The sequence below is a fragment of the Sagittula marina genome, assembly GCF_014196795.1.
GTDB classification, from domain to species: Bacteria; Pseudomonadota; Alphaproteobacteria; order Rhodobacterales; family Rhodobacteraceae; genus Sagittula; species Sagittula marina.
This window is the reverse complement of sequence record NZ_JACIEJ010000002.1, coordinates 414,430-439,256: the sequence shown is the minus strand read 5'-3', so window position 1 is coordinate 439,256 and position 24,827 is coordinate 414,430. Positions and strand designations below refer to the sequence as shown.

Here is a 24,827-nt window from a genome sequence, read left to right as displayed (position 1 = left end):
CTCCTCCTGTGTCGACCGACATTGGCAGAGCACGGGGCGGCTGTCCACCGCGTGATTAGACGCGCTCCAACAGGCCGGGATACCGCGCGTCGATCTGCGCGGCCCCTTGGTCAGGCAGCACGAATACTGCCAGATCGGTCCCGTTTTCAAGCGTATACAGGCCGGAGCCCTCCGACACATGCGCGGCACAATCCCCCAGCGCCGCGTCGAGCGTTGTTGCCTGTGTCGTGTGCCCGGTGACCCGCGCAAGCTCCTTCGTGTCCACCGGGGCGGTGGTGTCCAGCAATGCGGCACGCGGGCTGAAGGGCCGGCCCTCCGGTTGCTCGGTGCGACAGGCCAGCGTCAGCAGGATCAGCCGCCAGGGGTCGTGCGCATAGCTGTGCTCCGGCCCCCAGGCCAGAAAGTCGTCCCGCCCCAGCCCCGGCGAGATCGTCAGCCCGGCGCGCGTCAGCACGTCGATCTGATCGTCCAGCGTGGGCGGACGCTGCGCCCGGTCCCGCATCTCACGGCGATAGTTGAAATGGATCAGGGCAAAGACTGCCCCGAAAAAGACCATTAAAATGCCAATGACGATCAGCTTTTCCACGCCTCAAGCCTCGGAAAGCGCCCAGTCCCAATACAGCTCGCGCGCCCGGCGGGTCACCGGGCCAACCTCGTAGGATCTGTCCTCGATGCGCGTGACAGGGGTGATCTTGCTCATGTTGCCGGTGAGAAAGACCTCATCGGCCACGGCGAAATCATCAAAGGTCAGAACCGTTTCCACGACCTCCATGCCATCGGCCCGCAGGTTGGCGATGTGACGCGCGCGGGTGATCCCGGACAGGAACGTGCCGTTGGGCACCGGCGTCAACACCACGCCGTCGCGCACCATGAAGACGTTCGCTGTTGCCGTCTCGGCCACGTTGCCCATGGCGTCGGCCACCAGCGCATTGTTAAAGCCGCGCGCTTTGACCTCCGCCAGCATCCGCGCGTTGTTGGGATAAAGCGCACCTGCCTTGGCATTGACCACGGCGGTGTCGATCACGGGGCGGCGAAAACGGGTGTAGCCCAGCGTGACAGACGCGGTGTCCGGCGCCATGGGAATCTCTTCCAGGCACAGGGCGAATCCGGTTTCGTCGGGCTGCGGAACGATGGCCGTGGCGTCGCCGTTGATGCCCCAGTACATCGGACGGATGTAGACCGCCGCGTCGGGAGCGTAGGCTTTGAGGCCCTCGCGGACCATCTCGATCATGTCATCGGTCTGGACGGTCGGCTTCAGCATCATCGCCACGGCAGAGCGGTTCACCCGTGCGCAGTGGGCCTCCAGATCGGGGGTGACACCCTTTACCAGACGTGCACCGTCAAACACCGAACTGCCCAGCCAGGCGCCGTGATCTGCGGCACGCATGATCAGCGCATCGCCCTCATGCCACTGCCCATTATGCCATGTCCGGATGTTCTTTCCCGTCGCCATGCGTGCCTCCTGCCGCCATCTTGAATTTTCCGAACCCTAGGCGGCGCAACGGGGGAGGTCCACCGATTGACGACCGCACTGGCCGAATTGCGATACGCGTTGTCGCAATCCGGCCAGCGCGGTGGCAATCAGGCGGCTTCGGCAAACACCTCCTTTGCGGCGAACAAGGCGTTCAGCGCTGCCGGAAACCCTGCATAGACGGCCATTTGCATACAGATTTCCACGATTTCTTCGCGGCTCAGGCCGACGTTCAGCCCGGCTTGCATGTGGACCTTCAACTGTGGCGTGGCGGTGCCCATCGCCGCCAGCGCAGCGATTGTGGCCACTTCGCGGGACCGCAGATCAAGCCCCTCGCGGGTGTAGATGTCGCCAAATGGGAACTCCAGCAGCATGTCGGCAAAATCCGGAGCGATGTCGGCGAGGGCATTCACCACGGCCTCTCCGCCTTGGCCGTCGATACGTTTCAGGGCATCAAGGCCGCGGTCACGGCGTGTCTGTGGGGCGGTCTGTTGGTGCAGGGTCATTGGCTTTTCCTTTGGGATAGCTGTCGATTTTGGTGTCGAGCACAGTCAGACAGTCCTGCAATTGCGCCACGCGGGCACGCACCTCGTCGCGATGCGCCTCCAGCAGCTGACGGCGCTCCGGCCCGGTGTGGTCCCCTTTGGCGCGCAACCGGGCGTAGGTCAGCCGGTCGCGCATGGGCATCCCCGTTGCGCGCAACCGATCGAGAAACGCCAGCCACGTCAGCGTGGAGGCATCGTAAACCCGCCGCCCGCCGGCATCTCGCGCCGCTCGGGGAACAAGGCCGATTTTCTCATAATACCGCAGCGTATCGGTGCTAAAGCCGCTGCGCCGCGCAAGGTCGGATATCTTCATGCAAAACCCTTTCCCGTGTCGACGCACCTCAAGGTAGGAGTTGGAGCGCGCTCCAGGTCAAGGGCGTTCATCGAATGTTTTTGACACAATCGGATAATATGCTTTGATGAAGGCGGATGGTCGGCGCGCGAACGCAGCGGCGCGCATCGGAAACGCAAAGCCGCAAAAACGCAGCCGAAGGTCGGCATTGTTCCACGCCCTCGGACGTGGGCATGGTTTAGGTATATCCGGAATGCCGGTCCTGTCGTCATGCGACGGGCCGACCCGGGGCGCAGGCCAGACTTCTTGGAGGAACGCATGTCCGACATTATCCGATTCACCCTCGACGGTGAGCAGGTCGAAGCAGAAAAGGGCATGACCATCTGGGAGGTGGCCAATGGGCGCGGCTTGAAGATCCCGCACCTGTGCCACAAACCGCAGGATGGTTACCGCCCCGACGGCAACTGCCGCGCCTGCATGGTCGAGGTAGAAGGCGAGCGAAACCTCGTCGCTTCCTGCATCCGTGAGCCGCAGGACGGCATGGTGGTCAGCTCGGCCTCCGCCCGCGCGACCACCGCGCGCAAGATGGTGATGGAAATGCTGCTGGCCGACCAGCCGGAGCGCAACGCCGCCCACGACCAATCCTCGCATCTGTGGGACATGGCCGCCGAACAGGGCGTCACCGAATCGCGCTTCCCGACGCTGGAGGCAGAGCGCATTCCCCTGCTCGACGATTCCCACGTGGCGATGAGCGTGAACCTGGACGCCTGCATCCAGTGCGGCCTGTGCGTGCGCGCCTGCCGCGAGGTGCAGGTCAACGACGTGATCGGCATGGCGGGCCGCGGCCACGATGCCTACCCGGTGTTCGACTTCGACGACGAGATGGGGGAGTCCTCCTGCGTGGCCTGCGGCGAATGTGTGCAGGCCTGCCCGACCGGCGCGCTGATGCCGTCCTCGGTCATGGACGCGAATCAGATCGGTGACAGCAAGGATTTCGACACCGAAACCAAAAGCGTCTGCCCCTTCTGTGGCGTGGGCTGTCAGGTCTCGATCAAATCCAAGGACGGCAAGGTCAAATACGTCGAGGGCATCAACGGCCCGGCGAACGAGGGGCGGCTCTGCGTCAAGGGCCGCTTTGGCATGGACTACATCCACCACCCCCACCGTCTGACAAAGCCGCTGATCCGCCGCGACGATGCCCCGGAGAAGGGGCTGAACGTCGACCCCGCCAACCCGTGGACCCATTTCCGCGAGGCCACGTGGGAAGAAGCGCTGGACAAGGCGGCGCATGGTCTGGCCGATCTGCGCAGCTACTACGGCGGGGCGTCGGTTGCGGGCTTCGGCTCGGCCAAATGCACCAACGAAGAGGCCTATCTGTTCCAGAAGTTCATCCGTCAGGGCTTCAAGCACAACAACGTCGACCATTGCACACGCCTGTGCCACGCCTCCTCCGTGGCCGCCCTGATGGAAAACGTCGGCTCCGGCGCGGTGACTGCCACCTTCAACGAGATCGAGAATGCCGATCTCGCCATCGTCATCGGCTCCAACCCGACGGAAAACCACCCCGTCGCGGCGACCTTCTTCAAGCAGTTCACCAAGCGCGGCGGCGAGCTGATCATCATGGACCCGCGCGGCACGGCCATGGCCCGCCACGCGAGGCACATGCTGCAATTCCGCCCCGGCACCGACGTGGCGCTGCTGAACGCGATCATGAACGTGATCGTCGAAGAAAAGCTCTACGACCGTCAGTATATCGAAGGCTTCACCGAGGGCTTCTTTGAGTTCCGCGATCACATCCGCGCCTTCACGCCGGAGCGCATGTCAGAGCTCTGCGGCATCGGCGCGGACACCATCCGCACCGTGGCCCGCAGCTTTGCCAGCGCGCAGCGGGCGATGATCTTCTGGGGCATGGGCGTGTCGCAGCACATCCACGGCACCGACAACGCGCGCTGCCTGATCTCGCTGGCGCTGCTGTGCGGTCATGTGGGCCGTCCCGGCACGGGTCTGCATCCGCTGCGGGGCCAGAACAACGTGCAAGGCGCCTCTGACGCCGGGATGATCCCGCAGTTCATGCCGGACTATCAGTCGGTGACCGATCCCGAAGTCCGCTCCCTGTTCAAGCACATCTGGGAAGGCACCGAACTCCTCGAAGAGCCGGGCCTCACCGTCGTCGAGATCATTGATCGCGTGTACCGTGGCGACATCAAAGGCATGTATATTCTGGGCGAAAACCCGGCCATGTCCGACCCGGATGTGGAACATGCGCGCAAGGCCCTGGCCAAGCTCAACCATCTGGTGGTGCAGGATATCTTCCTGACGGAGACGGCGAACTACGCTGACGTGATCCTGCCCGCCGCCGCGATGCCGGAAAAGAACGGCACCGTGACCAACACCAACCGTCAGGTGCAGATGATGCGCAAGGCGGTGGACAGCCCCGGCGACGCCCGCGAAGACTGGGAAATCATCGTCGATCTGGCGCGGCGCATCGGTCTGGATTGGGACTACGACCACCCAAGCCAGGTCTTCGCCGAGATGAAGATGTCCATGCGGTCGCTGCATCACATCACGTGGAAGCGCCTGGAACAGGACAACGCCGTGACCTATCCCACCTTCGGCCCGGACGATCCCGGCCAGTCGGTGGTCTTTGCCGACGGCTTCCCGCGCCGCGCTGGTCGGGCCAAGTTCACACCTGCCCGTGTCACGCCCCCGGCGGAGGTTCCGGACGAAAGCTTCCCGATGATCCTGACCACGGGTCGCCAGTTGGAGCATTGGCACACCGGGTCGATGACACGCCGCGCAACCGTGCTCGACGCGGTGGAGCCAGAGGCCAACTGTTCGCTGCATCCCTCGACCCTGCGCAAACTGGGCGTCGAACCGGGCGGCATGGTCCGTCTGACCACGCGGCGCGGCTCGGTGGATGTCATGGCGCGGTCCGATCGCATGGTGGCCCCGGATATGGTCTTTTTGCCCTTCGCCTATGTCGAAGCCGCTGCAAACATCCTGACCAACCCGGCGCTGGACCCCTATGGCAAGATCCCCGAGTTCAAATACTCTGCTGTGCGCGTGGAAAACCCGCTGACGGAGCCTGTGGCCGCGGAGTAAACATCTCTCACCCCCCAAGGAGCGCGCGCCGTCCGATAAATAGGCGCGTCTCCGATCACCTGCTTTGGCCGCGTGGAGACACGCTGTGCAGTATTCCGCGATGTGATTGGGGCGCGGCCACGCAAGACCGTCCAGAGGCAGTCAGAGTGGTGGCAGAGATGGTACCTTGCGTTTCCGCGGGCGCTCATTCGCAGGCTTGCTGACCGGTGCAATTGTTTTGGTCATCGCGCTGGGCGTTGGTCGATCTCTATGGACGAGACCTCCCATGTGATGATCTCTCATAACAAGGTGCCCGGCGATGTGGTGTCACGGTTGATTGCGCCGGATCGCCGGCTGTATTTGCCCAAGGACACGCGCCTGCATCCGCATCGGGATAACTTGCGGTGGCATCGGGAGAACGTCTTTGGTCGCGGCGACCCTATGTAGGTCTCAGGTCCAGCTCACATCGCCGAGAAAGATATAGCCCGCGCCGTAGATCGTCTTGATCAGGCGTGGGTTTTTCGGATCTTCGCCAAGTTTCGTGCGCAGCCGAGAGATCCGCACATCCATCGCCCGGTCAAAGCTGTCACCGGCCGTGCCGCCCAGCGCCTCCTGCATGTGGGCGCGGGTGATCAGGCGCTTGGGGCTTTCGAGGAACAGCCGCAGCACCTCCGACTCCGCTTGGGAAAAGGGCGTCTCGGCCCCGTCGCGTTCCAGTGCGAAGCGGTCGAAATGCGCGATCCACTCGCCGAAACGGGCGGTGCTGGCCTGCGCCTTTTCCGGCGCTTTGCGCAGGCGGGCGCGGATGCGGGCGATGACCTCAGCGGTCTCGAACGGTTTGGTGACGTAATCGTCGGCGCCCAGTTCCAGCCCGGTGATCCGGTCCTGCACCTGCGCGCGACCCGAAATGATGATGACCTTCGCGCCTTGTTCCAGTGCCAGCCGATGCACCAGCGTCAGCCCGTCACGGTCCGGCAGGGACAGGTCCACCAGCGCCACATCGGGTGTGGTGGTGCGCAATGCGGCCTCGAATTCCGTCGCGCGGGAAAAGGCGCGGGTGCGAAACCCGGCCTCTTGCAGCGCGTCTGTGAGGATCTCGCGGATGGCGGCCTCGTCGTCGAGGATGGTGACAAGGGGGGGCAGCGGATCGGTCATGGGCGCGGGTCCTCCGGACAGGCGAGGAAGCGCGCGAGCGCCTCGGGGGTAAAGGGTTTGGCCAGCACGGGCGCTCGGGCGCGGGCCGCGCCGTGATCGGGGTGCGTCACGGGAAGCGAGGTCATCAGCCGCAGTGGCACCTGCGGATGGCGGTCGGCCAGAACGTATCCGGGGGCGTCGCCTTCGAGCGTGATGTCGGACAGCACCAGCGCCACGTCCAGCGCGTCGATCAGGGCGGAGGCTTCGTCCACGCTGGCCGCTTCGATGACCGAAAAGCCCTGTGCCGTGAGCGTGTCACGGATGGGCGCGCGCAGGTCGGGACTGTCTTCGACCAGCAGGACCAGACCGCTTTGCGGCAGGTCGGGGGCGGGCCGCAGCGGCAGGCGGAGGGTGACACAGGCACCGCTGTCCGTGTTCGACAAGCGCACCGAGCCGCCCGCGAGTTTGGTCATGTCGTAGACCATCGCCAACCCGAGGCCGGAGCCTTCGCCGCCCTTGGTGGTGAAGAACGGGGTCAGGCCGCGCTCCAACGCCTCTGGTGAAAAGCCGGTGCCGGTGTCTGTTACAGTGATCTCAAGCCATGTGTCGCGCAGTTCGCGGGCGGTGAGCGTGATGGTGCCATCCTCTGGGCAGGCAGCAGCGGCGTTCAGGATCAAATTCAGCAGCGCATCGTTCAACAGGCCGGGATCTGCCAGCAATGGGGCAGAGGTGTTGTCCAAAATTGTCAGCCGCAATTTTTCGGGCAGGGTCGGTTTGGCGAGCGTGTGCAGGTCTTCCAGAAAGGGACCAAGGCGCAACGGCTCCGCCTGCCATTGGCGCGGGCTGGTGATGTCGGAGATCCGGTTGAGCAGGGCTGCGCCGCGCCGCGCGGCTTGCAAGGTCGAGGTTACGCAGGCCTGCGCCTCGGGTGTCAGATCCAGCCGCGAGAGTTTGGCTTGTTGGCCCAGCATGATGGTCAGCAGGTTGGAAAAGTCATGCGCCAGCCCGGAGGTGAGCTGCGCCGCCATCTCGCGGCGTCGTGTCTGTTGCAGGGCCACGCGCGCCTGCGTTTCGTGTGTGACGTCTTGGGACATGATGTAGACGCCGGGTTCCAGCGGATCAGGGGTAAAGGCCGCGCGAATGCGGCGACCGGAGGGTTCATCGGTGAACTCGAAGGTCGACGGCTCCCCGTTCAGCGCGCCGTTCAGATGCGGTGCGACCCGTGCGTAGGCAGGGCCAAGCGCCTCGCGCGCGTGCAGACCGACGATTGCACCGGGTCGCCCGGGCATGACATCTGACAACCGGTTGTTGGAAAAGGTGTAATGCCCGGTGTCGTCCACACGGGCGATGTGGGCGGGCATCATTTCGGCTGTGGTGCGGGTGCGGGCTTCGATCTCGGTCAACTGACGGCGGGTTTCTTCGAGGGCGCTGATGGTGGCGGCGAGCTGGCGGTTGGTGGCGCTGAGCTCCTCCGAGCGGGCGAGCACCTCTTCGCTGAGGGTTTCTGAGCGGCTGCGCAGCAAAGCCTCCTGCTGCTTGATTGCCGTGATGTCGGTGTAGACCGTGACCCAGCCGCCCTGAGGCAGGGGCGCGCCCTCGACCGAGATTGTGCGGCCATTGGCGCGGGTGCGTTCCATGTAATGCGGCTCGAACGCGCGGGCACGATCGACACGGGTCCTGATGAAGGATTCCATGTCGTCCACCGGGCCGTACTCGCCACTGACCGCGAGATGGCGAATGACCTTTTCAAAGGAGGTGCCGGGCACACACAGCGCGTCGGGCAGGTCGAACATCACCTGCATGGGGCGATTGATGTGCACCAACCCCAGGTTGCGATCAAAGATCGACAGCGCCTGCTGGATCAGGTTGAGGCCCGCCAGCGTATAGGCGGTGGTGTCGGTGCGCGTTTGCATGGGCGTGACGGTAGCGGTGGTTTTGTCCGGGGGCCAGAGTGACCATGCGTGTCCGATCGGCTTTCACCCGGCCTGTAAGAATTCGTTACATTCTGGAAAACCTCAGGAAAAAGTTGACCACGAGGCTCAGAACACGCCTAATCGGCATCAGAATCGCACAAGCGATCACGCCCCCCTTGAGGAGGGGAGGGCACAAGGAGATGCCGGTCTCGGCATGGGAGGAATTTAATTTGGCTTCACGCGTCGAGGGCGTTGAAGGCCTGCGCTCGATCCCTGCTTTGTTGCATCGGAATGCGACAGAGATGGGGGATGCGCCGGCTTACCGCGAAAAAGAATACGGAATCTGGCAAAGCTGGACTTGGGCCGAGGCTGAGGAAGAGATCGAGGCCTTTGCCCTTGGTCTGTTGAACATCGGCGTGGGGCGCGGCGATTATGTGGCCGTGATCGGGCGCAACCGTCCGACGCTCTACTGGTCGATGGTGGCGGCGCAGATGTGCGGCGCGATCCCCGTGCCCCTGTATCAGGACGCCAGCGCCGAAGAGATGGCCTATGTGCTGGACCATTGCGGCGCGCGGTTCGTCGTGGTGGCCGATCAGGAGCAGGTGGACAAGGTGATCGAGGTGCAGGAAGGCCTGCACCAGTTCGAGCACATGATCTACGTCGACCCGCGCGGCCTGCGGAAGTACGACCACAGCCATCTGCATGAATTCAGCCATGTTCAGGCGCAGGGGCGCGCGGCGCGCGATGAATTCATCGAGGAGCTGAACGCGCGACGCTCTGTTCTGGGCTACGACGACACCTGCGTGATGCTGTACACCTCGGGGACGACGGGAAAGCCCAAGGGCGTGGTCCTGTCCAACCGCAACATCATCGAGGCGGCGCGGTCCTCGGCGGAGTTCGACCATCTTAAACGCGATGACGAGGTGCTGGCCTATCTGCCGATGGCCTGGGTTGGGGATTTCATCTTTTCCATCGGGCAGGCCTATTGGAAAGGCTTCTGCGTCAACTGCCCCGAAAGCGTCGAGACCCTGCAGACCGACCTGCGCGAGATCGCACCGTCCTATTATTTTGCGCCGCCGCGGATCTTTGAGACGCTTCTGACGCAGATCATGATCCGCATGGAGGACGCGGGCAAAACCAAGAAGCGCATGTTCGATCACTTCATGGCGCACGCGCGCAAGGTGGGGCCGAGCATCCTTGACGGCAAGCCGGTGGGCGCGATGGACCGGGCGAAATACGCGCTGGGCGAAATGCTGGTTTATGGCCCGCTGAAAAACGCCATGGGCTTTTCCAAGGTGCGGGTGGGCTATACGGCGGGCGAGGCCATCGGGCCGGAGATCTTTGATTTCTATCGCTCGCTCGGGATCAACCTGAAGCAGCTGTACGGGCAGACGGAGGCGTCGGTCTTTATCACGGTGCAGCCTGACGGCGAGGTCCGCTCTGACACGGTTGGGGTGCCTGCGCCGGGGGTGGAGATCAAGATTGCCGAGAATGGCGAGGTCTTCTACCGCTCGCCGGGCACGTTTGTGGAATATTACAAGAACCCTGAAAGCACGGCCTCCACCAAGGACGCCGAAGGGTGGGTTGCCACGGGCGATGCGGGGTTCTTCGAGGAGGACACCGGTCATCTGCGCATCATCGACCGGGCGAAAGACGTGGGGCAGATGGCCTCCGGCGCGCTGTTCGCGCCGAAATACGTCGAGAACAAGCTGAAGTTCTATCCTGACATCCTGGAGGCCGTGGTCTTTGGCGCGGGGCAGGACCGTTGCTGCGCCTTCATCAACATCGACCTGACGGCGGTGGGCAACTGGGCGGAGCGCAACAACATCGCCTATGCCTCCTATCAGGAGCTGGCACAGCATCCGCAGGTGATCGAGACGGTGCGCGCCCATGTGGAGGAGGTGAATGCCTCTGTGGCGGAGGACGACATGCTGTCGGGCTGCCAGATCCACAGGTTCTTGATATTGCACAAGGAGCTGGACGCAGACGATGGCGAGATGACCCGCACGCGCAAGGTCAAGCGCAAGGTGATCGGTGAGAAATTCGGCGATCTGGTCGCCGCTCTCTACGATGGGTCGGACACGATCTACACCGAGACGGAAGTCACCTACGAAGACGGGCGCAAGGGCAAGATCAAGGCGACGCTGAAGCTGGTGGATGCGGCGGTCGTGCCGGTCACACCCAAGGCGGTGGCGGCGGAATGATGGTACGACGCTCCCGCTGCGCGGATCGCCCCGCCCACCATCCCGCAAGGCCCGCCACGGGCGGTCCGGCGGTTGAGACTTTGAGATTTGCGATGGAGGGGGCGTGATGCTGGACCAGACCGAAGGGTACATCACCGCCGACGGGCGCCAGATTGGCGGCACCTTGATGGAGATGAAGAACATCACGCTGAAGTTCGGCGGGCTGGTGGCGATACAGGATATTTCCTTCGATATTCGCGAGGGCGAGATCCGCGCGATCATCGGGCCGAACGGGGCGGGCAAGTCGTCCATGCTCAACATCATTTCCGGGTTCTACACGCCGACCATTGGCGAGGTCTGGTACAAGGGGGCGAAGCGTCCGCCGATGAAGCCCTACGAGGTTGCGCGGATGGGCGTGGCGCGGACGTTCCAGAACATTGCCCTGTTCGAGGGGATGACCGTTCTGGACAACGTGATGACTGGCCGGCTGACGCATATGAAAGCGGGGATCGGGGCGCAGGCTCTCTGGTGGGGAAAGGCGCAGCGCGAAGAGATCGAGAACCGCGAAATCTGCGAAAAGGTCATCGACTTCCTCGAGATCCAGAACATCCGCAAGACGCCGGTGGGGCGCCTGCCGTATGGTTTGAAGAAGCGGGTGGAGTTGGCGCGGGCGCTGGCCGCGGAGCCGTCGATCCTGCTGCTTGATGAGCCGATGGCGGGGATGAACGTCGAGGAAAAGGAGGACATGAGCCGCTTTATCCTTGATGTGAATGACGAATTTGGCACGACCATCGCCCTGATCGAGCACGATATGGGCGTGGTGATGGATATTTCCGACCGGGTTGTCGTGATGGATTACGGCAAGAAGATCGGCGATGGCACACCGGACGAGGTGCGCAACAATCAGGACGTGATCGATGCTTATCTGGGGGTGGCGCATGACTAGGGCCGCAGGCGACGGGGCGCACCGGACCGGAGATTTCAACGTGCAGGTGACAGAATTCAACGCGGCGGGCACCGCTTCGGGGATGGACATTCAGCGGGTCGGGTTCACGCAGGACCGGGCTGAGGCCGAGGGGGACTTATGCTAAAAGACATCTTCATCAATCCATTTGTGGATATGGTCGAGGCGCCGGATTTCCTGCTTCAGGTCTTGTGGGAAGGGCTTGTGTCCGGGGTGCTGTATGCCCTGATCGCGCTGGGCTTTGTTCTGATCTTCCGGTCGAGCCGGATCTTCAACTTTGCTCAGGGCATCATGGTGGTCTTTGCCGCGCTGACGCTGGTGGGGCTGCATTCCTTTGGTGTGCCCGCGTGGATTTCGGTGCTGCTGACGTTGGGGGTCATGTTCGTTTTGGCTGTCGGCATCGAGCGGGTGGTGTTGCGTCCGCTGGTGGGGCAGCCGGACATCATCCTGTTCATGGCGACCATCGGGATCACGCTGTTCCTGATCGGCGGCGGCGAAATCATCTTTGGCGGTGAAAACAAGCAGATGATCACCGAGGAACTCGGCATTCCCACCGGCGACACGGTGTTGGAGCCGTGGGGTGGCCTGCTGATCCTGCAACACCTCGATATCACGGTGGTTGTGGTGGCCTGTGCGCTGGTCGCGGCGCTGCTGGCCTTCCTCAACTACACGCAGATGGGGCGTGCGATCCGGGCGCTGGGCGACGACCACCAGGCGGCACTGTCCGTCGGGATCTCGTTGCAGACCGTCTGGGTGCTGGTCTGGTTCATCGCGGGGATCATCGCGCTGGTCACGGGCATTGCCTGGGGGGCGCGGGCCGGTGTGAGCTTTGCGTTGGAGGTCATCGCCTACAAGGCGCTGCCGGTTCTGATGCTGGGCGGGCTGGAAAGCATCGCCGGGGCTATCATCGGGGGTCTGATGATCGGTCTGATGGAGAAGCTGTTCGAGATCTACTGGGGGCAGCCCTTGCTCGGGGGCAATACCGAAACGTGGTTTGCCTTTGTGCTGGCGCTGATCGTGCTGCTGTTCCGGCCGCAGGGCCTGTTTGGCGAGCGGATCATCGAAAGAGTTTAGGTCGGCTCTCGTCGGGGGCGTGGGTGCCTCCGGCGGGAGTATTCCGGAAAGCGAAGAAGCCTTGGACGGGGAGAGGGTCGGGATGACCAAACTGATCGCAGTTCTGAACGTGGTGGCCTGGGCCGGGTTCTGGTCATTTGGCTATCTTGCGGTCACGACGCCGCCCTCTGACGGGTCGCGCATGGTGGGGGCTGTGGTGATCGCCGCGCTGGGTGCGGCACTGGGTATCTGGGCTTGGTTCTGGATCGTCCGGCATTCCGAGGCTACGGGGTATGCACGGGGTTCGAATTCCCGAACCCGCTTTGATGCAGACGAAGGACTGGATGTCTGATGGCGACACGGAAGACAACGACACCGCAGCGGGATCGCTCGCCGCGGGCGCGGACGAAAGCAACGGAAGAAACGGTCAACCTTGCGCGCAGCGCAGATGGGATGAGCGAGATCTACGAGGCACAACAGGAGGCGGTCCAGGGCGTGATGAAAGCGCAGATGGACGCGGTCAACACGATGATGAGCGCCTCGGTCAATGCGACGGCCACGTCGTGGAAGGCCGTGGCGGATTTCTGGACGGCGGCTTTGCCCAAGCGGCGCAAGGACGACTGACGGCACACGGGAGATGACGGGCGCGCGCTGCGGGGAGGCAGCGCGCCCCGGACGGGCCCGGATTCACCCGGTTCCGCGCCCGCAGAGGCGCACCGGACAACAGGGGAGGAGCGCGGATGCTGTATCGCACCGCAGGACAGTTCAAGACGAGTTATCGGGCCGATCAGGCCCTGTTCCCGGTGCGCCAGGATGCGTTCCTTTTGGGGGTCATTCTGGTGCTGGCCTGGGTCGTGTTCCCGCTGGTGGCGACGGAGTTCGCCTTTCAGACGCTTCTGATCCCCGTGCTGATCTATTCGCTTGCGGCGCTGGGGCTGAACATCCTGACGGGCTATGCCGGGCAGCTGTCGCTGGGCACCGCGGCCTTCATGGGGGTGGGGGCCTACGCCTGTTACAAGCTGATCACGCTGATGCCCTGGATGAACCCAATCATCGCGATCCTTTTGTCGGGCGTGTTCTCGGCCGGGGTGGGGGTTGCCTTTGGCATCCCGTCGTTGCGCATCAAGGGGTTCTACCTGGCGATTGCCACGCTTGCGGCGCAGTTCTTTCTGGTCTGGCTGTTCGAGAAGTGGTCGTGGCTGTACAATGACAACGCCTCTGGTGCGATCCAGGTGCCCAACCTCGAGATGTTTGGCGTGTATATCGCGGGGCCTCAGGCGTCCTCGACCATTCAGTATTATGTCGTGCTGTTCATCGTCTGCCTGCTGACGTGGATGTGCATCAACCTGACACGCGGCACGCTGGGCCGGACGTGGAAGGCGACGCGCGACATGGACATCGCCGCCGAGCTGATCGGGATCAACCTGATGAAGTCGAAGCTGACGGCCTTTGCCATCTCGTCCTACATCGTGGGCGTGTCCGGTGCGCTGTTCGTCTTTATGTGGCGGGGGGCGGCGGAGCCGAACCTGTTCGATATTCCGCTGTCGTTCCGCATCCTGTTCATCGCCATCATCGGCGGGCTGGGGTCGATCATGGGCAACTACCTAGGGGCGATCCTGATCGTGGGTCTGCCGGTTGTGCTGAACCTGTTGCCCAATGCGCTGGGCATTCCGATCGACAGTGCCACGGTGGAGCATCTCAACATCATGATCGTGGGCAGCCTGATCATCTTTTTCCTGATCGTGGAGCCGCATGGCCTTGCGCAGCTGTGGCGGCTGATCCGGGAGAAACTGATCCTCTGGCCGTTCCCGCACTGACGATTTCAAAACAGAGCCGGGGCGAACCCCGACCGACACCGAAAGACTGAACAAAGTGACATTATCTCAGGGAGGAGACACTATGACACGATTCACCAAGATGGCGGTGGCTGCCGTTGTGGCGGGGATTGCCGCGACCAGCGCGCTGGCGCAGGAGCTGTACACCCCGAACCTTGCCTATCGGACCGGTCCGTTTGCCGCGACGGGCATCCCCTTGATGAACGGGCAGGCCGACTATTTCACCATGCTCAACGCACGTGACGGCGGGATCGGCGGCGTTCCGGTGAACGCCGAAGAATGCGAAACCGGCTATTCCACCGAAAAGGGCGTGGAGTGCTACGAGAAGACCAAGGACCGCTCCATCGTGACGCAGCCGTGGTCCACCGGCATCACGTTGCAGGTTCTGCCGAAGACGAACGTGGACGAGATCCCGATCCTTGCGCCGGGCTACGGGTTCAGCCCGATGATGGACGGTGAGACCTTCCAGTGGGCGTTCAACATCCCGGCAGGGTATTGGGATGCCGCCGACATGATCATCCAGTACCTCGAAGAGCAGGGGGATCTGGAGGGCAAGAAGATCGCCTTCCTGCACCTCGACCACCCGTTTGGCAAGGAGCCTCTGCCGGTGCTGGAAATGCACGCGGAAAACAAGGGCTTTGAGCTGGTGCCGATCCCTGTTGGCCTCAAAGAGATGCAGAACCAGTCGGCGCAGTGGTTGCAGATCCGCCGCGAGCGTCCCGATTATGTCGTGATGTGGGGCTGGGGCGCGATGAACGCCGGGGCCATCACCGAAGCGGTTAAGACCAAGTTCCCGATGGAAAATTTCCTTGGCGTCTGGTGGGCCGGACATGATGCCGACCTCAAGATCGTGGGCGAGGACGGCAAGGGCTACAAGTCGATCAGCTGGTCGTTCCCGAACCCGGATGCACCGGTCATGCAGGACATCCAGACACATGTTGTCGAGCCGGGCCTGACCCAGTCCAACCCCGAAGAAATGGCGGGTGTCTTCTACAGCCGCGGCATCATCATCTCCGCCATTCTGGGCGAGGGCATCCGCGTCGCGCAGGAAGAGTTCGACACCGCGGAAATCAGCCCGTCGCAACTGCGCTGGGGTCTGGAGAACATCAACATGACCGAAGAGCGGATCGCGGAGCTGGGCCTCGACGGTATGGTGCCGCCGTTCCAGACATCGTGTTCCGACCACACCGGCAACTCCGGCGGCTGGATGCTGGAGTGGGACGGCGAGAAGTTCGTGAAGGCGTCCGAGTTGATGACAGCCAATGTCGAGGGCTATGCCGATATCGTGTCGGCCAAGGCGGATGAATACGCCGAAGCCAACCAACCCTGGGCCGTGAACGAAGACTGCGAAAGCTGAAGCCTGTCCGTCCGGCGGTGGCGTGGGCCGCCGCCGGATCTTGAGAAGTTCGACCAAGCAAAAGCATGGGGCGCGCGCCATCGGGCGACCTGCGTGCGGGGAGGTGTTATGCCGGATGGATCGATGACTGACGAGGCCTTGTTGGAGGTCAACAATATCGAGGTGATCTACAATCACGTGATCCTCGTTCTGAAAGGCGTGTCCCTCAACGTGCGAAAGGGCGGCATTACGGCGCTGCTTGGCGGCAACGGCGCGGGCAAGACAACCACGCTGAAGGCGATTTCAAACCTGCTGCATTCGGAACGGGGCGAAGTGACCAAAGGGTCGATCGTCTACAAGGGCGAGCGGGTGCAGGATCTGGACCCGGCGGCGCTGGTCAAACGTGGGGTCATCCAGGTGATGGAGGGGCGGCATTGCTTTGAACACCTGACGGTGGAGGAAAACCTGCTGACCGGTGCCTATACCCGGCGCGACGGCAAAGGCGCCATCGATGCAGATCTGGAGATGGTGTACAATTACTTTCCACGTCTGCGCGAGCGGCGGAAATCGCAGGCGGGCTACACCTCTGGCGGGGAGCAGCAGATGACCGCCATCGGGCGCGCGCTGATGTCACGGCCCGAGACGATCCTGCTGGATGAGCCGTCCATGGGGCTTGCACCGCAGCTGGTGGAACAGATCTTTGAGATCGTCAAAGCGGTGAACGAGGGCGAGGGCGTGAGCTTTCTTCTGGCGGAGCAGAACACCAACGTGGCGCTGCGATATGCGCATTCCGGCTACATCCTCGAAAACGGGCGTGTGGTGATGGAAGGCCCGGCGCAGGAGCTGCGCGAGAACCCGGATGTGAAGGAATTCTACCTCGGCATGTCGGACACCGGGCGAAAGAGTTTCCGTGACGTCCGATCTTATCGCCGTCGTAAGCGTTGGCTTGCCTGAAGCAATTGCGAAAGGGCACGACATGGCGAACTCCACCGGCACATTCAGCGCGGGTCTCAATCGGGCGGCGCGGGCCGTCGAAGGGCTGATCGAGCGGGCAATCCGTTCAGATGCGCCCCCGATGTTAAAGGCTTATCGCGGCTATGCGGTGCCTGGTGGTCTGGTGATCCAAGGGCGCGTGGTCAGTGCCGTGCGCCGCGCAGCACCGGAGGCGGACCAATCGAAATGGGTGAACTTCAAGCAGATGGTGTCGCTGTTCCTGACCTCCGAGGTGCGCGGCGTGCCGGTGGTCGCGGCGGGGGTCGAGGGGCGCTCTGACGCGGAAGGGTACATCCAGATGAAGGTGCCACGCGCGCCGGATCACGCGGGATGGGTGCATATCGAGGCCGAGATCGCCGGTAGCGACGACGCGCCGAAACCGATGCCCGTCCTCGTGCCGCAGGCGGAGGCGCGCTATGGCGTGGTGTCCGACATCGACGACACGATGCTGCACACCGGGGCATTTTCGCTGCCGCGCAACCTGTGGAACACCTTTACCGGCAATGCGCTGACCCGCGAAGTCTACCCGGATGCGGTCAAACTGATGGCGCGGCTGAGCGAAGGCGGGCGGAACCCGGTGTATTACGTCAGCTCCTCGCCGTGGAACCTGTTTGCGTTCCTCGAGGGGATCTTTGATCGGGCAGGGCTGGTGCAGGGGCCGATGTTCCTGCGTGACCTTGGCGTGTCCGACAAGGGGCTGATCGGGGCGAGCCACGGCGATCACAAGGGTGCGGCGATTGATCGGATTCTGGCGGCCAATCCTGAATTGCAGATCTGGCTGCTGGGCGACACGGGCCAAAAGGATGCGATCGTCTACCGCGATGCGGTCGCGCGCAATCCGGGACGGATCGGCGGTGTGGTCCTGCGCGAGGCCACCGGAACGCTGCCGGAGGCGGCCCGGGCGGCGGTGACGGACATTGAGGCCGCAGGCGTACCATGTGCCGTGGTGGCGGATTTTGACGCGGTGCCGGAGACGGTGCTGCCCGCGCCACTCGACACCCAAGGATGACAAAACCTCACGGGAGGGGACAGGGATGACAAGCTACTTCGATGCTTTGGAAACACGCAGCCAGGACGCGCGAGAGAGCGCGCAGTTGCAGGCTTTGAACACCCAGTTGGCGAAGCATGGATATGATGCGCTCGAAGATCTGTCGGGGCTGGCGGCCCTGCCGGTTCTGCGCAAGTCGGAGCTTGCGGCGAAGCAGGCAGAGGCCCCCCCCTTTGGCGGTTTGCCGGTGTCTAACCTTGCCCACGTGTTCCAATCGCCCGGTCCGATCTACGAACCCGGCGGTGTCAGCCCTGACTGGTGGCGCATGGGGCGGTTCCTGCACGCCTGCGGCATCGGGCAGGGGGATATCGTGCAGAACTGCTTTGGCTATCACCTCACTCCGGCGGGGATGATCTTTGAAAGCGGCGCACGGGCGGTGGGCGCGGCTGTGCTGCCCGCTGGCACGGGGCAGACCGAACTGCAGGCGCGGGCGGCGCGCGACATTGGCATCACCGCTTATGCCGGCACGCCGGATTACCTGAAGGTGATCCTCGAGAAAGCCGACGAGATGGGGCTGGAGCTGACGATCGACCGCGCGGCTGTGGGCGGCGGCGCGCTGTTCCCCTCGTTGCGACAGTATTATGCGGATCGCGGGATCTCCTGCCTGCAATGCTACGCCACCGCCGATCTGGGCAACGTCGCCTATGAAAGCAACGCGATGGAGGGGATGATCCTGGACGAACATGTCATCGTCGAGATCGTGACCCCAGGCACGGGTGATCCGGTGCCAGAGGGGGAGGTGGGCGAAATCGTCGTCACCACGCTCAATCCCGATTATCCGCTGATCCGGTTTGCCACCGGCGATCTGTCGGCTGTGCTGCCCGGCGCCTCGCCCTGTGGGCGCACCAACACGCGGATCAAGGGGTGGATGGGCCGCGCCGATCAGACCACCAAGATCAAGGGCATGTTCGTGCGTCCTGAACAGGTGGCGCAGCTGGTGGCCAAACACCCCGAGATCTCGCGCGCTCGCGTCGTGGCCAGCCGCAACGGTGAAATGGACGCCATGACAGTGCGAATCGAAACCGAGGCGCGCGCCATCGACGGCCTGGAGGCCAGTATCGTCGAGGTGCTCAAGCTCAAGGCCGACGTGGATCTGGTGGGGATTGGTGAATTGCCGCGTGACGGGCTCGTGATCGAAGACCAGCGCAAATACGACTGATTCCGGGGCATCCTTCTGATTTTCGGGCGTTTTTAGAACCGTCGCAGGTCATCGGCGCGCTGTCGTCACACGCGAAGGTTTCATGACCGGTGCAATCGTGTCTTGTTATGATGCGCGAGCACGGTAGGCTTGAAAAAAAGGAGGAATTGTTATGCGGATTCTGACACTTGCCTTCGCCGGGCTGATTTCGGGCACAGCGGCGCAAGCAGCAGGCGATGCATTGGTCATTGGTAACAGCAGTTACAACGGGGTTCAGACGCTGTTTGCAGCGACCCAGGTGGCCGAGGCAGCAGAAGCCCTGCGCGAACAGGGATTTGACGTTACCGAGGCACGCGATGCGGGTGGGCCCGCCATGTCCGAAGGGTTCAGCGAATTTGTCGCGGCCCTTGAAGGGGACGATGGTCCGGTCATCATGATGCTCGCCGGTGCGTTTCTGCATGGCGCGAACGGGGCGTATTTGCTGCCCGCAAGCGATGGCGCGGCACTGTCTGACACGGCGGTGATGTTGCAGGCGTTCCCGTTGGATGCGGCGATGAGCGTTCTGGCGAAATATCCTGGTCGCGCGTTTCTGGTGCTGAGCGAAAGCGCGGTGACCGCTGACTTTGGTGACTTCCTCGACGCAGGGATTGGCGATCTGGAGGTGCCATCGGGCGTGACCGTGTTGTCCGGCCCGGAATCAGCCGTGTCGCGGTTTGCCGCCGGTGAACTGGCGAAGGTCGGCCAGCCGGTCGTGGCAGCAGCACAGGCCGCCGGGGTGACGGTCGACGGCTTTGCGCCGGGCGACCTTGTGGTGGTGCGTGCGACGGATGTCCCGACACGGTCCGCAGACGAAGCGCCCGCAGCGCCAGTACCTGCGGAAACCGCCACCCCCGCCACGCCGCCGGAGGCTGACGAGGCCCCGGACGTCGTGGCCGAGGCCACGCCCGACCCGGAATCCGCGACCGCTGATTCGCCGGAAACCTCCGAAGAGAACGCTGTTGAGGCGGTTGAGACCGCCGAGAGCATGATCGACGAAGCGGAGGCGACTGAGGAGGCGGAGCAGGCTGCGGAAGCGGACGCGGCACCTGAGGTTATGCAAGAGGCAGAGACCGCGGACGCCGCGCCAGAGCCGACAGAGGCCGACGCTGCGCCGGAGGCGACGCAAGAGGCCGACGCCGCCGACGCTGCGGAAGAGGCCGACGCCGCAGACGCTGCGCCAGAGGCGGCGGAAGAGCCAGAGACCGCCGAGTTGGCGCAGGAGGCCGATGCCGCGCCGGAAGCGACTCAAGAGGCAGAGGCGGCAGATACCGCACCTGAAGCGGCCGAGCAGTCAGAACCTGCGGATACCGCTGATGAGGGGGAGGACGACACGAAGACGGCTGCCGCTGACTCTTCGGACACCGAGGCCGAGGGAGACACACGCTCCGAGGTGGAAATTGCTGCTGACGAGGGCGCTTGGCGCGCTGCGCGCATCCAGAACTCCGAGGCGAGTTATCAGTCCTACCTGATCGCGCAGCCCGAGGGGAGCTACGTCAGCGCAGCGACCCAGCGAATCAAGGCCATCAAGGCCGATCCGTTTTATGATCTGCGCCGGGCGGAGGACTTCCTTGGTCTCGACCGTGACGCGCGTCGCGACATTCAACGCAATTTGGATGACCTGGGACATTATCACTGGGCGGTGGACGGAATCTTTGGCGAAGGCACGCGGGACGCTGTGCGGTCCTGGCAGACAGCTCAAGGCCTGGAGGCGACCGGCTATCTCGACCTGAACCAGATCGCCAAACTGCAGGAAGGGGCCGAAGCCGAGGAAGCCAAGGCGAAACAGCAGGAGGCACGCCGAAATCAGGCCGCCGCCGCAGAGGCCCGGCGCGCGCGTGAAAAAGCCGCTGCCGCTGAGAAAGCCCGCGCAGAAGCGCGTCGCAAGGCAGCTGCGCAGGCCAAGCAGAAGGACGCGGCAAGGAGTGATTCTCCGGCTCCCTCGCGCGGGCCTTCTGACGCCGCCATGTGGGCCGAGGTGGAGCGTCTGGGGTCAGAGCAAGCTGTGCGCCGCTATCTGAATGCCTATCCCAATGGGGCGCGTGCATCGCGGGCGCGTCAGATGCTGCAAGTCATCGAACGGATGCGCGGCGGCTGATCGACTGCCACCGCAGGACTTATGCGCCGTCCCTTTGGGGGCGGCGTTTGTGTTTTGCCTCACAGGAAACAACCGCACCTGTCAGGCAACGAACAGGCAAAGAAAAACCTCCGCGACAAGATGTCGGCGGAGGTTTTCGAATCGCTATCGCGAAGACCTGAGGGCGAATTAGCCTTGGCGTGCCTTGAACCGGCGCTGGGTCTTGTTGATCACGTATACGCGGCCCTTACGGCGCACAACGCGGCAGTCGCGGTGGCGCTTCTTGAGCGAGCGGAGCGAGTTTGCGACCTTCATTGGTCTCTCCTTCGTCTTTCGCGGCGCGCGAGCGCCAAGGTTGTGCCTGTTCCCGGAACGTATCGGGCGCCATCCGTAACGGACGCGCCCGTGCACCGAGAGGTGGAATAATGGTGGGCGATACTGGGATTGAACCAGTGACCCCTTCGATGTCAACGAAGTGCTCTACCGCTGAGCTAATCACCCATATGGCCTTCGCATCTTTCCCTGAGTGCCACCTGAACGGTTTCGGGTAGCGGGCTTTCTGCGCCGGTGAGCGGGTCTATAAATAGGTTATCAGATGGGATCAAGGGCTTTTGGCACAGAAAGAATTCGGTCATTGTATCGTGCAAAGGATTGACGATGCCCTGTACAGCTTACCATTTACATTTGCCTGACGCATTGCGGTCTTGTGTGGTCTTTGCATCGCCGCATTCCGGGCGCGTTTACCCGCAGTCTTTTCTGAACCAGACGGTGCTCGATCCGATGATGATTCGCTCATCAGAGGACGCATTCGTGGATCAACTGTTTGATTGTGCTCCGGAATTCGGTGCGCCGCTTTTGTGTGGCGGGGCGCCAAGAGCATATATCGACCTCAACCGCGCGGCGGATGAACTGGACCCGGCCCTGATCGAAGGGGTCAATCGGAAAGGTCACAACCCACGTGTGTCCAGTGGTCTGGGCGTTGTCCCCCGAGTCGTTGCCGGGGGCCGCTCGATCTATCGGGGTAAGATTTCCCGGCTTGAGGCGGAGCAGCGCATCAAGGGAATCTGGCGACCCTATCACGACAAATTGGCGGTATTGCTCAGCGATGCGCGGGCCCGCTTTGGCGAGGCGATTCTGATCGACTGCCATTCCATGCCGCATGAGGCGCTGGATGGTGCCATGCGCGATCATGTAAAACGGCCAGAGATCGTGATCGGCGACCGCTTTGGGGCCTCTGCTGCGCCGGACATCGTCATGCAGGTCGAATCTGCGTTTCGCGCGGCGGGATTCGTCGTGGCGCGCAATACGCCCTTTGCCGGGGCGTACACGACGCAGGCCTACGGTCGCCCCTCGCGCAGCCAGCATGCCATCCAGGTGGAGATTGATCGCGCGCTGTATATGAATGAACGCACAATCGAGCCGACGGCGGAGTTCGAGACCATCCGCCGCACCCTGCGTGGCGTGGTGGCCGAGTTGGCGGCGATCGGTTCGGGCAGGATCCAGGAAAAGCCGCTGGCCGCGGAGTAGCCTCAGCCCAGAACGCGATCCAGAGCGGCCGCCAGCGGCGCGGGATCGTCGATTTCAAGACGCACGGGCAAGGTCAGAACCTCGCGGCGCATCTCTGGCGGCAGGCGCACGGCGTCTTTTTCGGTTGTGACCAATTGCGCGCCCAGTTTGGCGGCATCCTGCGCCAGACGTTGCAGGATCGCGGTGGTGAAAGGCTGATGATCGCCCAGGGCGACCGTGCCCCGCAGGTCCGCGCCTTCGGCCTTGAGCGAGGCAAAGAACTTCTCTGGATGGCCTATCCCCGCGAAGGCCAGCGCCGGCAGTCCCTCCCAGTCCATGCCCGTGGGTAAGGGTTTCAACGCGCCGGTGAGGTGGGGGAGGGTGATCTGCGCCCCCCAGGTCCGGGCAAACCGGGTCTGGGCTGCCGGGGGGCCGATGGACAACAGCAGATCCGCGCGGCTTTGACCTGCGGCAATGGGTTCTCGCAGAGGGCCGGCGGGCAGGCAGCGGCCATTGCCGAATCCCACATGTGCGTCGACCGTCACGATGGTCAGATCCTTGGCCAGCGCGGGGCTTTGCAGGCCATCGTCGAGCACGATCACCTCGGCCCCCGCGGCCTCTGCCGCCTGCGCGCCAGCGGCGCGGTCCTTGGCGACCCAGGTGGGGGTGAAGGCGGCCAGCAAAAGCGGCTCGTCTCCGGTTTGGACTGCCGCGTGGGTGCGTGGGTCGACCTGCACCGGGCCGTCCAGCGTGCCGCCATAGCCGCGTGACACCACATGCGGCGTCAGCCCGCGCGCTTGCAACAGCTGGACCACCGCGATGGCCGTGGGCGTTTTCCCGGTGCCCCCGGCGTTGATGTTGCCGACGCAGATCACCGGGATGCCGGCGCGATGGGCGGGCGGTTGCGCCACACGGCGGGCGGTGGCGCGCGCGGTCACGGCGGCCAGCGGGGCCAGAAGGCGGGCGCGCAGGGCCGGGGCGTCGGGCGGCGTGGCCCAGAAGCGAGGGGCGTGCATCAGGCGGTGTCTTTCGTATCCAGCGTGTCGAGGACTTCGGCGATGACCCTATCCACCAATTCCGCGCCGGATGAAATCAGATCCCAGCCGGCATGGGCCATTTGCGCCGCCTGATCGGGGGCCACGATATGCAGCACGGCGGCGGCCAGCGAATCGGCGTCACGCACGATTCGGGCCGCGCCAGCGTCCACCAGCCGCGTATAGCTGTCGAGATGCTTGCCCACGTTCGGTCCGTACAGGATCGCGGTGCCAAGGGTCGCGGCCTCGTAGGGGTCTTCGCCGCCTGTGCCGGTCAGCAGCGAGCCGCCGAGAAAGGCAACCGGGGCGACGCGATACCACAGGCCCAGCTCCTCTGGTCCTTCTGTCAGCAGCACCTGGGTGTTTTCATCCAGTGATTCGCCCATGTCCCAGTGACACACCCGCATCTGCGACGCGGCGGCGGCGCGGATGATGCGCTGCGCTTCGTCCTCTGATGACGGTACGATGACCAGCAAGAGGCGGTGGTTCAGGCGCACGGCCTGACGGTGGGCGGCGAGGACGTCCCGCGCCTCCAGCCCCCTAAGACGGGCGGCCAGCCAGACCGGACGCCCGGAAAGCTGGCCCGAGACGTCCTCGTGCAGGCCGGCAGGGCAGGGCAAAGGCATGTCGCTGTCCATCAGCGGGGCGGTCGCGTGCACACGGGCCGCATCAACGCCCATGCGTCGGATGCGGCGCGCGGCGGGTTCTCCGGTGGTGTAGAGGCTGTGAAACAGCGCCAGCGTGGCGGGAGCCGGATCGGGCAACCATCGCGCTGCGGCAGGGGCCAGCGGACCTTCGGGACCTAGGTCCAGCGCCATCAGATGTGCGTTCTCTTGCCTGAAGGAGGACAGCAGCGCGGGCCGCAAAGCCCCTCCGGCCCAGAGCACAAGATCGGGCTTGAAGTGTTTGGCGTAGGCGGCGCAATCGCTCAACCGTTCCGTCGGAGCCGGAACGTGCGGCATCTCGCTATGAGCGGAGGTGTCGCCCGACAGGATCACGGAGATATCCGGGTTCTGCGCCATCAGGCGGGCGCAGAGCCTGGACAGCGCGCGCCCGCGTTCCGCACCGGAGGCCCAGGCCCAGACGAGCTGGCCCGGTGGGCGCGGGGGCAGGGGCGGCAGGTCGGACGCGCCGGTGCCGCGCGTTGTGGCCAGATAGGCCTGCAGGGACAGCGCGCGGCTGGACATG

General features: G+C 63.8%; 24 protein-coding genes and 1 tRNA gene. 15 read left to right on the top strand and 10 right to left on the bottom strand.

Going from position 1 to position 24,827, the window contains the following annotated elements:
• Positions 1-55 precede the first annotated feature (55 nt).
• From GGQ68_RS05525 to GGQ68_RS05510, 4 genes are all read right to left on the bottom strand, one after another.
• Positions 56-586 (bottom strand): hypothetical protein, encoded by a 531-nt coding sequence (locus GGQ68_RS05525; protein ID WP_183963759.1) that lies wholly within the window; start codon positions 584-586, stop codon positions 56-58.
• Between the two features lie 3 nt (positions 587-589).
• Positions 590-1,453, bottom strand: coding sequence for a branched-chain amino acid aminotransferase (locus tag GGQ68_RS05520; protein ID WP_183963757.1), 864 nt, complete (start codon positions 1,451-1,453; stop codon positions 590-592).
• A 128-nt stretch (positions 1,454-1,581) separates the two neighbouring features.
• Positions 1,582-1,977 carry a carboxymuconolactone decarboxylase family protein gene (locus GGQ68_RS05515; protein ID WP_183963755.1) on the bottom strand — a complete coding sequence of 132 codons (396 nt, stop codon included), beginning with the start codon at positions 1,975-1,977 and terminating at the stop codon, positions 1,582-1,584.
• Positions 1,937-2,329, bottom strand: coding sequence for a MerR family transcriptional regulator (locus GGQ68_RS05510; protein ID WP_183963753.1), 393 nt, complete (start codon positions 2,327-2,329; stop codon positions 1,937-1,939). Before GGQ68_RS05510 ends, GGQ68_RS05515 begins: the two co-directional genes overlap by 41 nt.
• A gap of 297 nt (positions 2,330-2,626) precedes the next feature.
• On the opposite strand from GGQ68_RS05510, the gene fdhF reads away from it, so the two are divergent.
• Together fdhF and GGQ68_RS05500 are read left to right on the top strand one after the other, a co-directional pair.
• Entirely contained in the window at positions 2,627-5,410 is a 2,784-nt protein-coding gene (fdhF, locus tag GGQ68_RS05505; protein WP_183963750.1) for a formate dehydrogenase subunit alpha, read from the top strand.
• Between the two features lie 249 nt (positions 5,411-5,659).
• Entirely contained in the window at positions 5,660-5,836 is a 177-nt protein-coding gene (locus GGQ68_RS05500; RefSeq protein WP_183963748.1) for a hypothetical protein, read from the top strand.
• A 3-nt stretch (positions 5,837-5,839) separates the two neighbouring features.
• Here GGQ68_RS05500 and GGQ68_RS05495 read toward each other — a convergent pair whose 3' ends face one another.
• Positions 5,840-6,544 (bottom strand): response regulator transcription factor, encoded by a 705-nt coding sequence (locus tag GGQ68_RS05495; RefSeq protein ID WP_183963746.1) that lies wholly within the window; start codon positions 6,542-6,544, stop codon positions 5,840-5,842.
• Positions 6,541-8,436: a PAS-domain containing protein gene (locus GGQ68_RS05490; RefSeq protein ID WP_183963744.1), complete on the bottom strand. Its 1,896-nt coding sequence runs from the start codon at positions 8,434-8,436 to the stop codon at positions 6,541-6,543. Before GGQ68_RS05490 ends, GGQ68_RS05495 begins: the two co-directional genes overlap by 4 nt.
• A 230-nt stretch (positions 8,437-8,666) precedes the next feature.
• On the opposite strand from GGQ68_RS05490, the gene GGQ68_RS05485 reads away from it, so the two are divergent.
• The 12 genes from GGQ68_RS05485 (at position 8,667) to GGQ68_RS05430 (ending at position 21,120) form a co-directional block, all read left to right on the top strand.
• Positions 8,667-10,640: an AMP-binding protein gene (locus GGQ68_RS05485; protein WP_281374658.1), complete on the top strand. Its 1,974-nt coding sequence runs from the start codon at positions 8,667-8,669 to the stop codon at positions 10,638-10,640.
• Between the two features lie 106 nt (positions 10,641-10,746).
• Positions 10,747-11,565, top strand: coding sequence for an ABC transporter ATP-binding protein (locus GGQ68_RS05480; protein ID WP_183963733.1), 819 nt, complete (start codon positions 10,747-10,749; stop codon positions 11,563-11,565).
• Positions 11,558-11,710: a hypothetical protein gene (locus GGQ68_RS05475; protein WP_183963731.1), complete on the top strand. Its 153-nt coding sequence runs from the start codon at positions 11,558-11,560 to the stop codon at positions 11,708-11,710. Before GGQ68_RS05480 ends, GGQ68_RS05475 begins: the two co-directional genes overlap by 8 nt.
• Positions 11,704-12,657, top strand: coding sequence for a branched-chain amino acid ABC transporter permease (locus GGQ68_RS05470; RefSeq protein ID WP_183963729.1), 954 nt, complete (start codon positions 11,704-11,706; stop codon positions 12,655-12,657). The genes GGQ68_RS05475 and GGQ68_RS05470 overlap by 7 nt, the downstream gene beginning before the upstream one ends.
• A gap of 82 nt (positions 12,658-12,739) precedes the next feature.
• The gene (locus GGQ68_RS05465; protein ID WP_183963727.1) at positions 12,740-12,988 is read left to right on the top strand and encodes a hypothetical protein; all 249 of its coding nucleotides are present in this window, start codon (positions 12,740-12,742) and stop codon (positions 12,986-12,988) included.
• Positions 12,988-13,260: a hypothetical protein gene (locus tag GGQ68_RS05460; RefSeq protein WP_183963725.1), complete on the top strand. Its 273-nt coding sequence runs from the start codon at positions 12,988-12,990 to the stop codon at positions 13,258-13,260. Before GGQ68_RS05465 ends, GGQ68_RS05460 begins: the two co-directional genes overlap by 1 nt.
• Positions 13,261-13,376: 116 nt before the next feature.
• Positions 13,377-14,453 (top strand): branched-chain amino acid ABC transporter permease, encoded by a 1,077-nt coding sequence (locus GGQ68_RS05455; RefSeq protein ID WP_183963723.1) that lies wholly within the window; start codon positions 13,377-13,379, stop codon positions 14,451-14,453.
• Between the two features lie 82 nt (positions 14,454-14,535).
• Entirely contained in the window at positions 14,536-15,828 is a 1,293-nt protein-coding gene (locus GGQ68_RS05450) for an ABC transporter substrate-binding protein (RefSeq protein WP_183963721.1), read from the top strand.
• A 123-nt stretch (positions 15,829-15,951) separates the two neighbouring features.
• Positions 15,952-16,761, top strand: coding sequence for an ABC transporter ATP-binding protein (locus GGQ68_RS05445; RefSeq protein ID WP_425502955.1), 810 nt, complete (start codon positions 15,952-15,954; stop codon positions 16,759-16,761).
• A gap of 22 nt (positions 16,762-16,783) precedes the next feature.
• Entirely contained in the window at positions 16,784-17,809 is a 1,026-nt protein-coding gene (locus GGQ68_RS05440) for a phosphatase domain-containing protein (RefSeq protein WP_183963717.1), read from the top strand.
• A 25-nt stretch (positions 17,810-17,834) separates the two neighbouring features.
• Entirely contained in the window at positions 17,835-19,007 is a 1,173-nt protein-coding gene (locus tag GGQ68_RS05435) for a phenylacetate--CoA ligase family protein (protein ID WP_183963715.1), read from the top strand.
• A gap of 151 nt (positions 19,008-19,158) precedes the next feature.
• Positions 19,159-21,120, top strand: a complete 1,962-nt coding sequence (locus GGQ68_RS05430; protein WP_183963713.1) for a peptidoglycan-binding protein — start codon at positions 19,159-19,161, stop codon at positions 21,118-21,120.
• A gap of 168 nt (positions 21,121-21,288) precedes the next feature.
• On the opposite strand, the gene ykgO is transcribed toward GGQ68_RS05430, so the two are convergent.
• Positions 21,289-21,414 carry a type B 50S ribosomal protein L36 gene (gene ykgO, locus GGQ68_RS05425; RefSeq protein WP_007792261.1) on the bottom strand — a complete coding sequence of 42 codons (126 nt, stop codon included), beginning with the start codon at positions 21,412-21,414 and terminating at the stop codon, positions 21,289-21,291.
• Positions 21,415-21,525: 111 nt separating this feature from the next.
• Positions 21,526-21,600: transfer RNA gene (locus tag GGQ68_RS05420), tRNA-Val, on the bottom strand.
• Positions 21,601-21,756: 156 nt separating this feature from the next.
• Between GGQ68_RS05420 and GGQ68_RS05415 the strand changes: the two genes are divergently transcribed.
• On the top strand, positions 21,757-22,626 hold the full coding sequence (locus GGQ68_RS05415; protein ID WP_183963711.1) for an N-formylglutamate amidohydrolase: 870 nt from the start codon (positions 21,757-21,759) through the stop codon (positions 22,624-22,626).
• A gap of 2 nt (positions 22,627-22,628) precedes the next feature.
• On the opposite strand, the gene lpxK is transcribed toward GGQ68_RS05415, so the two are convergent.
• Positions 22,629-23,621, bottom strand: coding sequence for a tetraacyldisaccharide 4'-kinase (lpxK, locus tag GGQ68_RS05410; RefSeq protein WP_183963709.1), 993 nt, complete (start codon positions 23,619-23,621; stop codon positions 22,629-22,631).
• Positions 23,621-24,826, bottom strand: coding sequence for a 3-deoxy-D-manno-octulosonic acid transferase (locus tag GGQ68_RS05405; protein ID WP_246429264.1), 1,206 nt, complete (start codon positions 24,824-24,826; stop codon positions 23,621-23,623). The genes lpxK and GGQ68_RS05405 overlap by 1 nt, the downstream gene beginning before the upstream one ends.
• Between the last annotated feature and the right edge of the window lies 1 nt (position 24,827).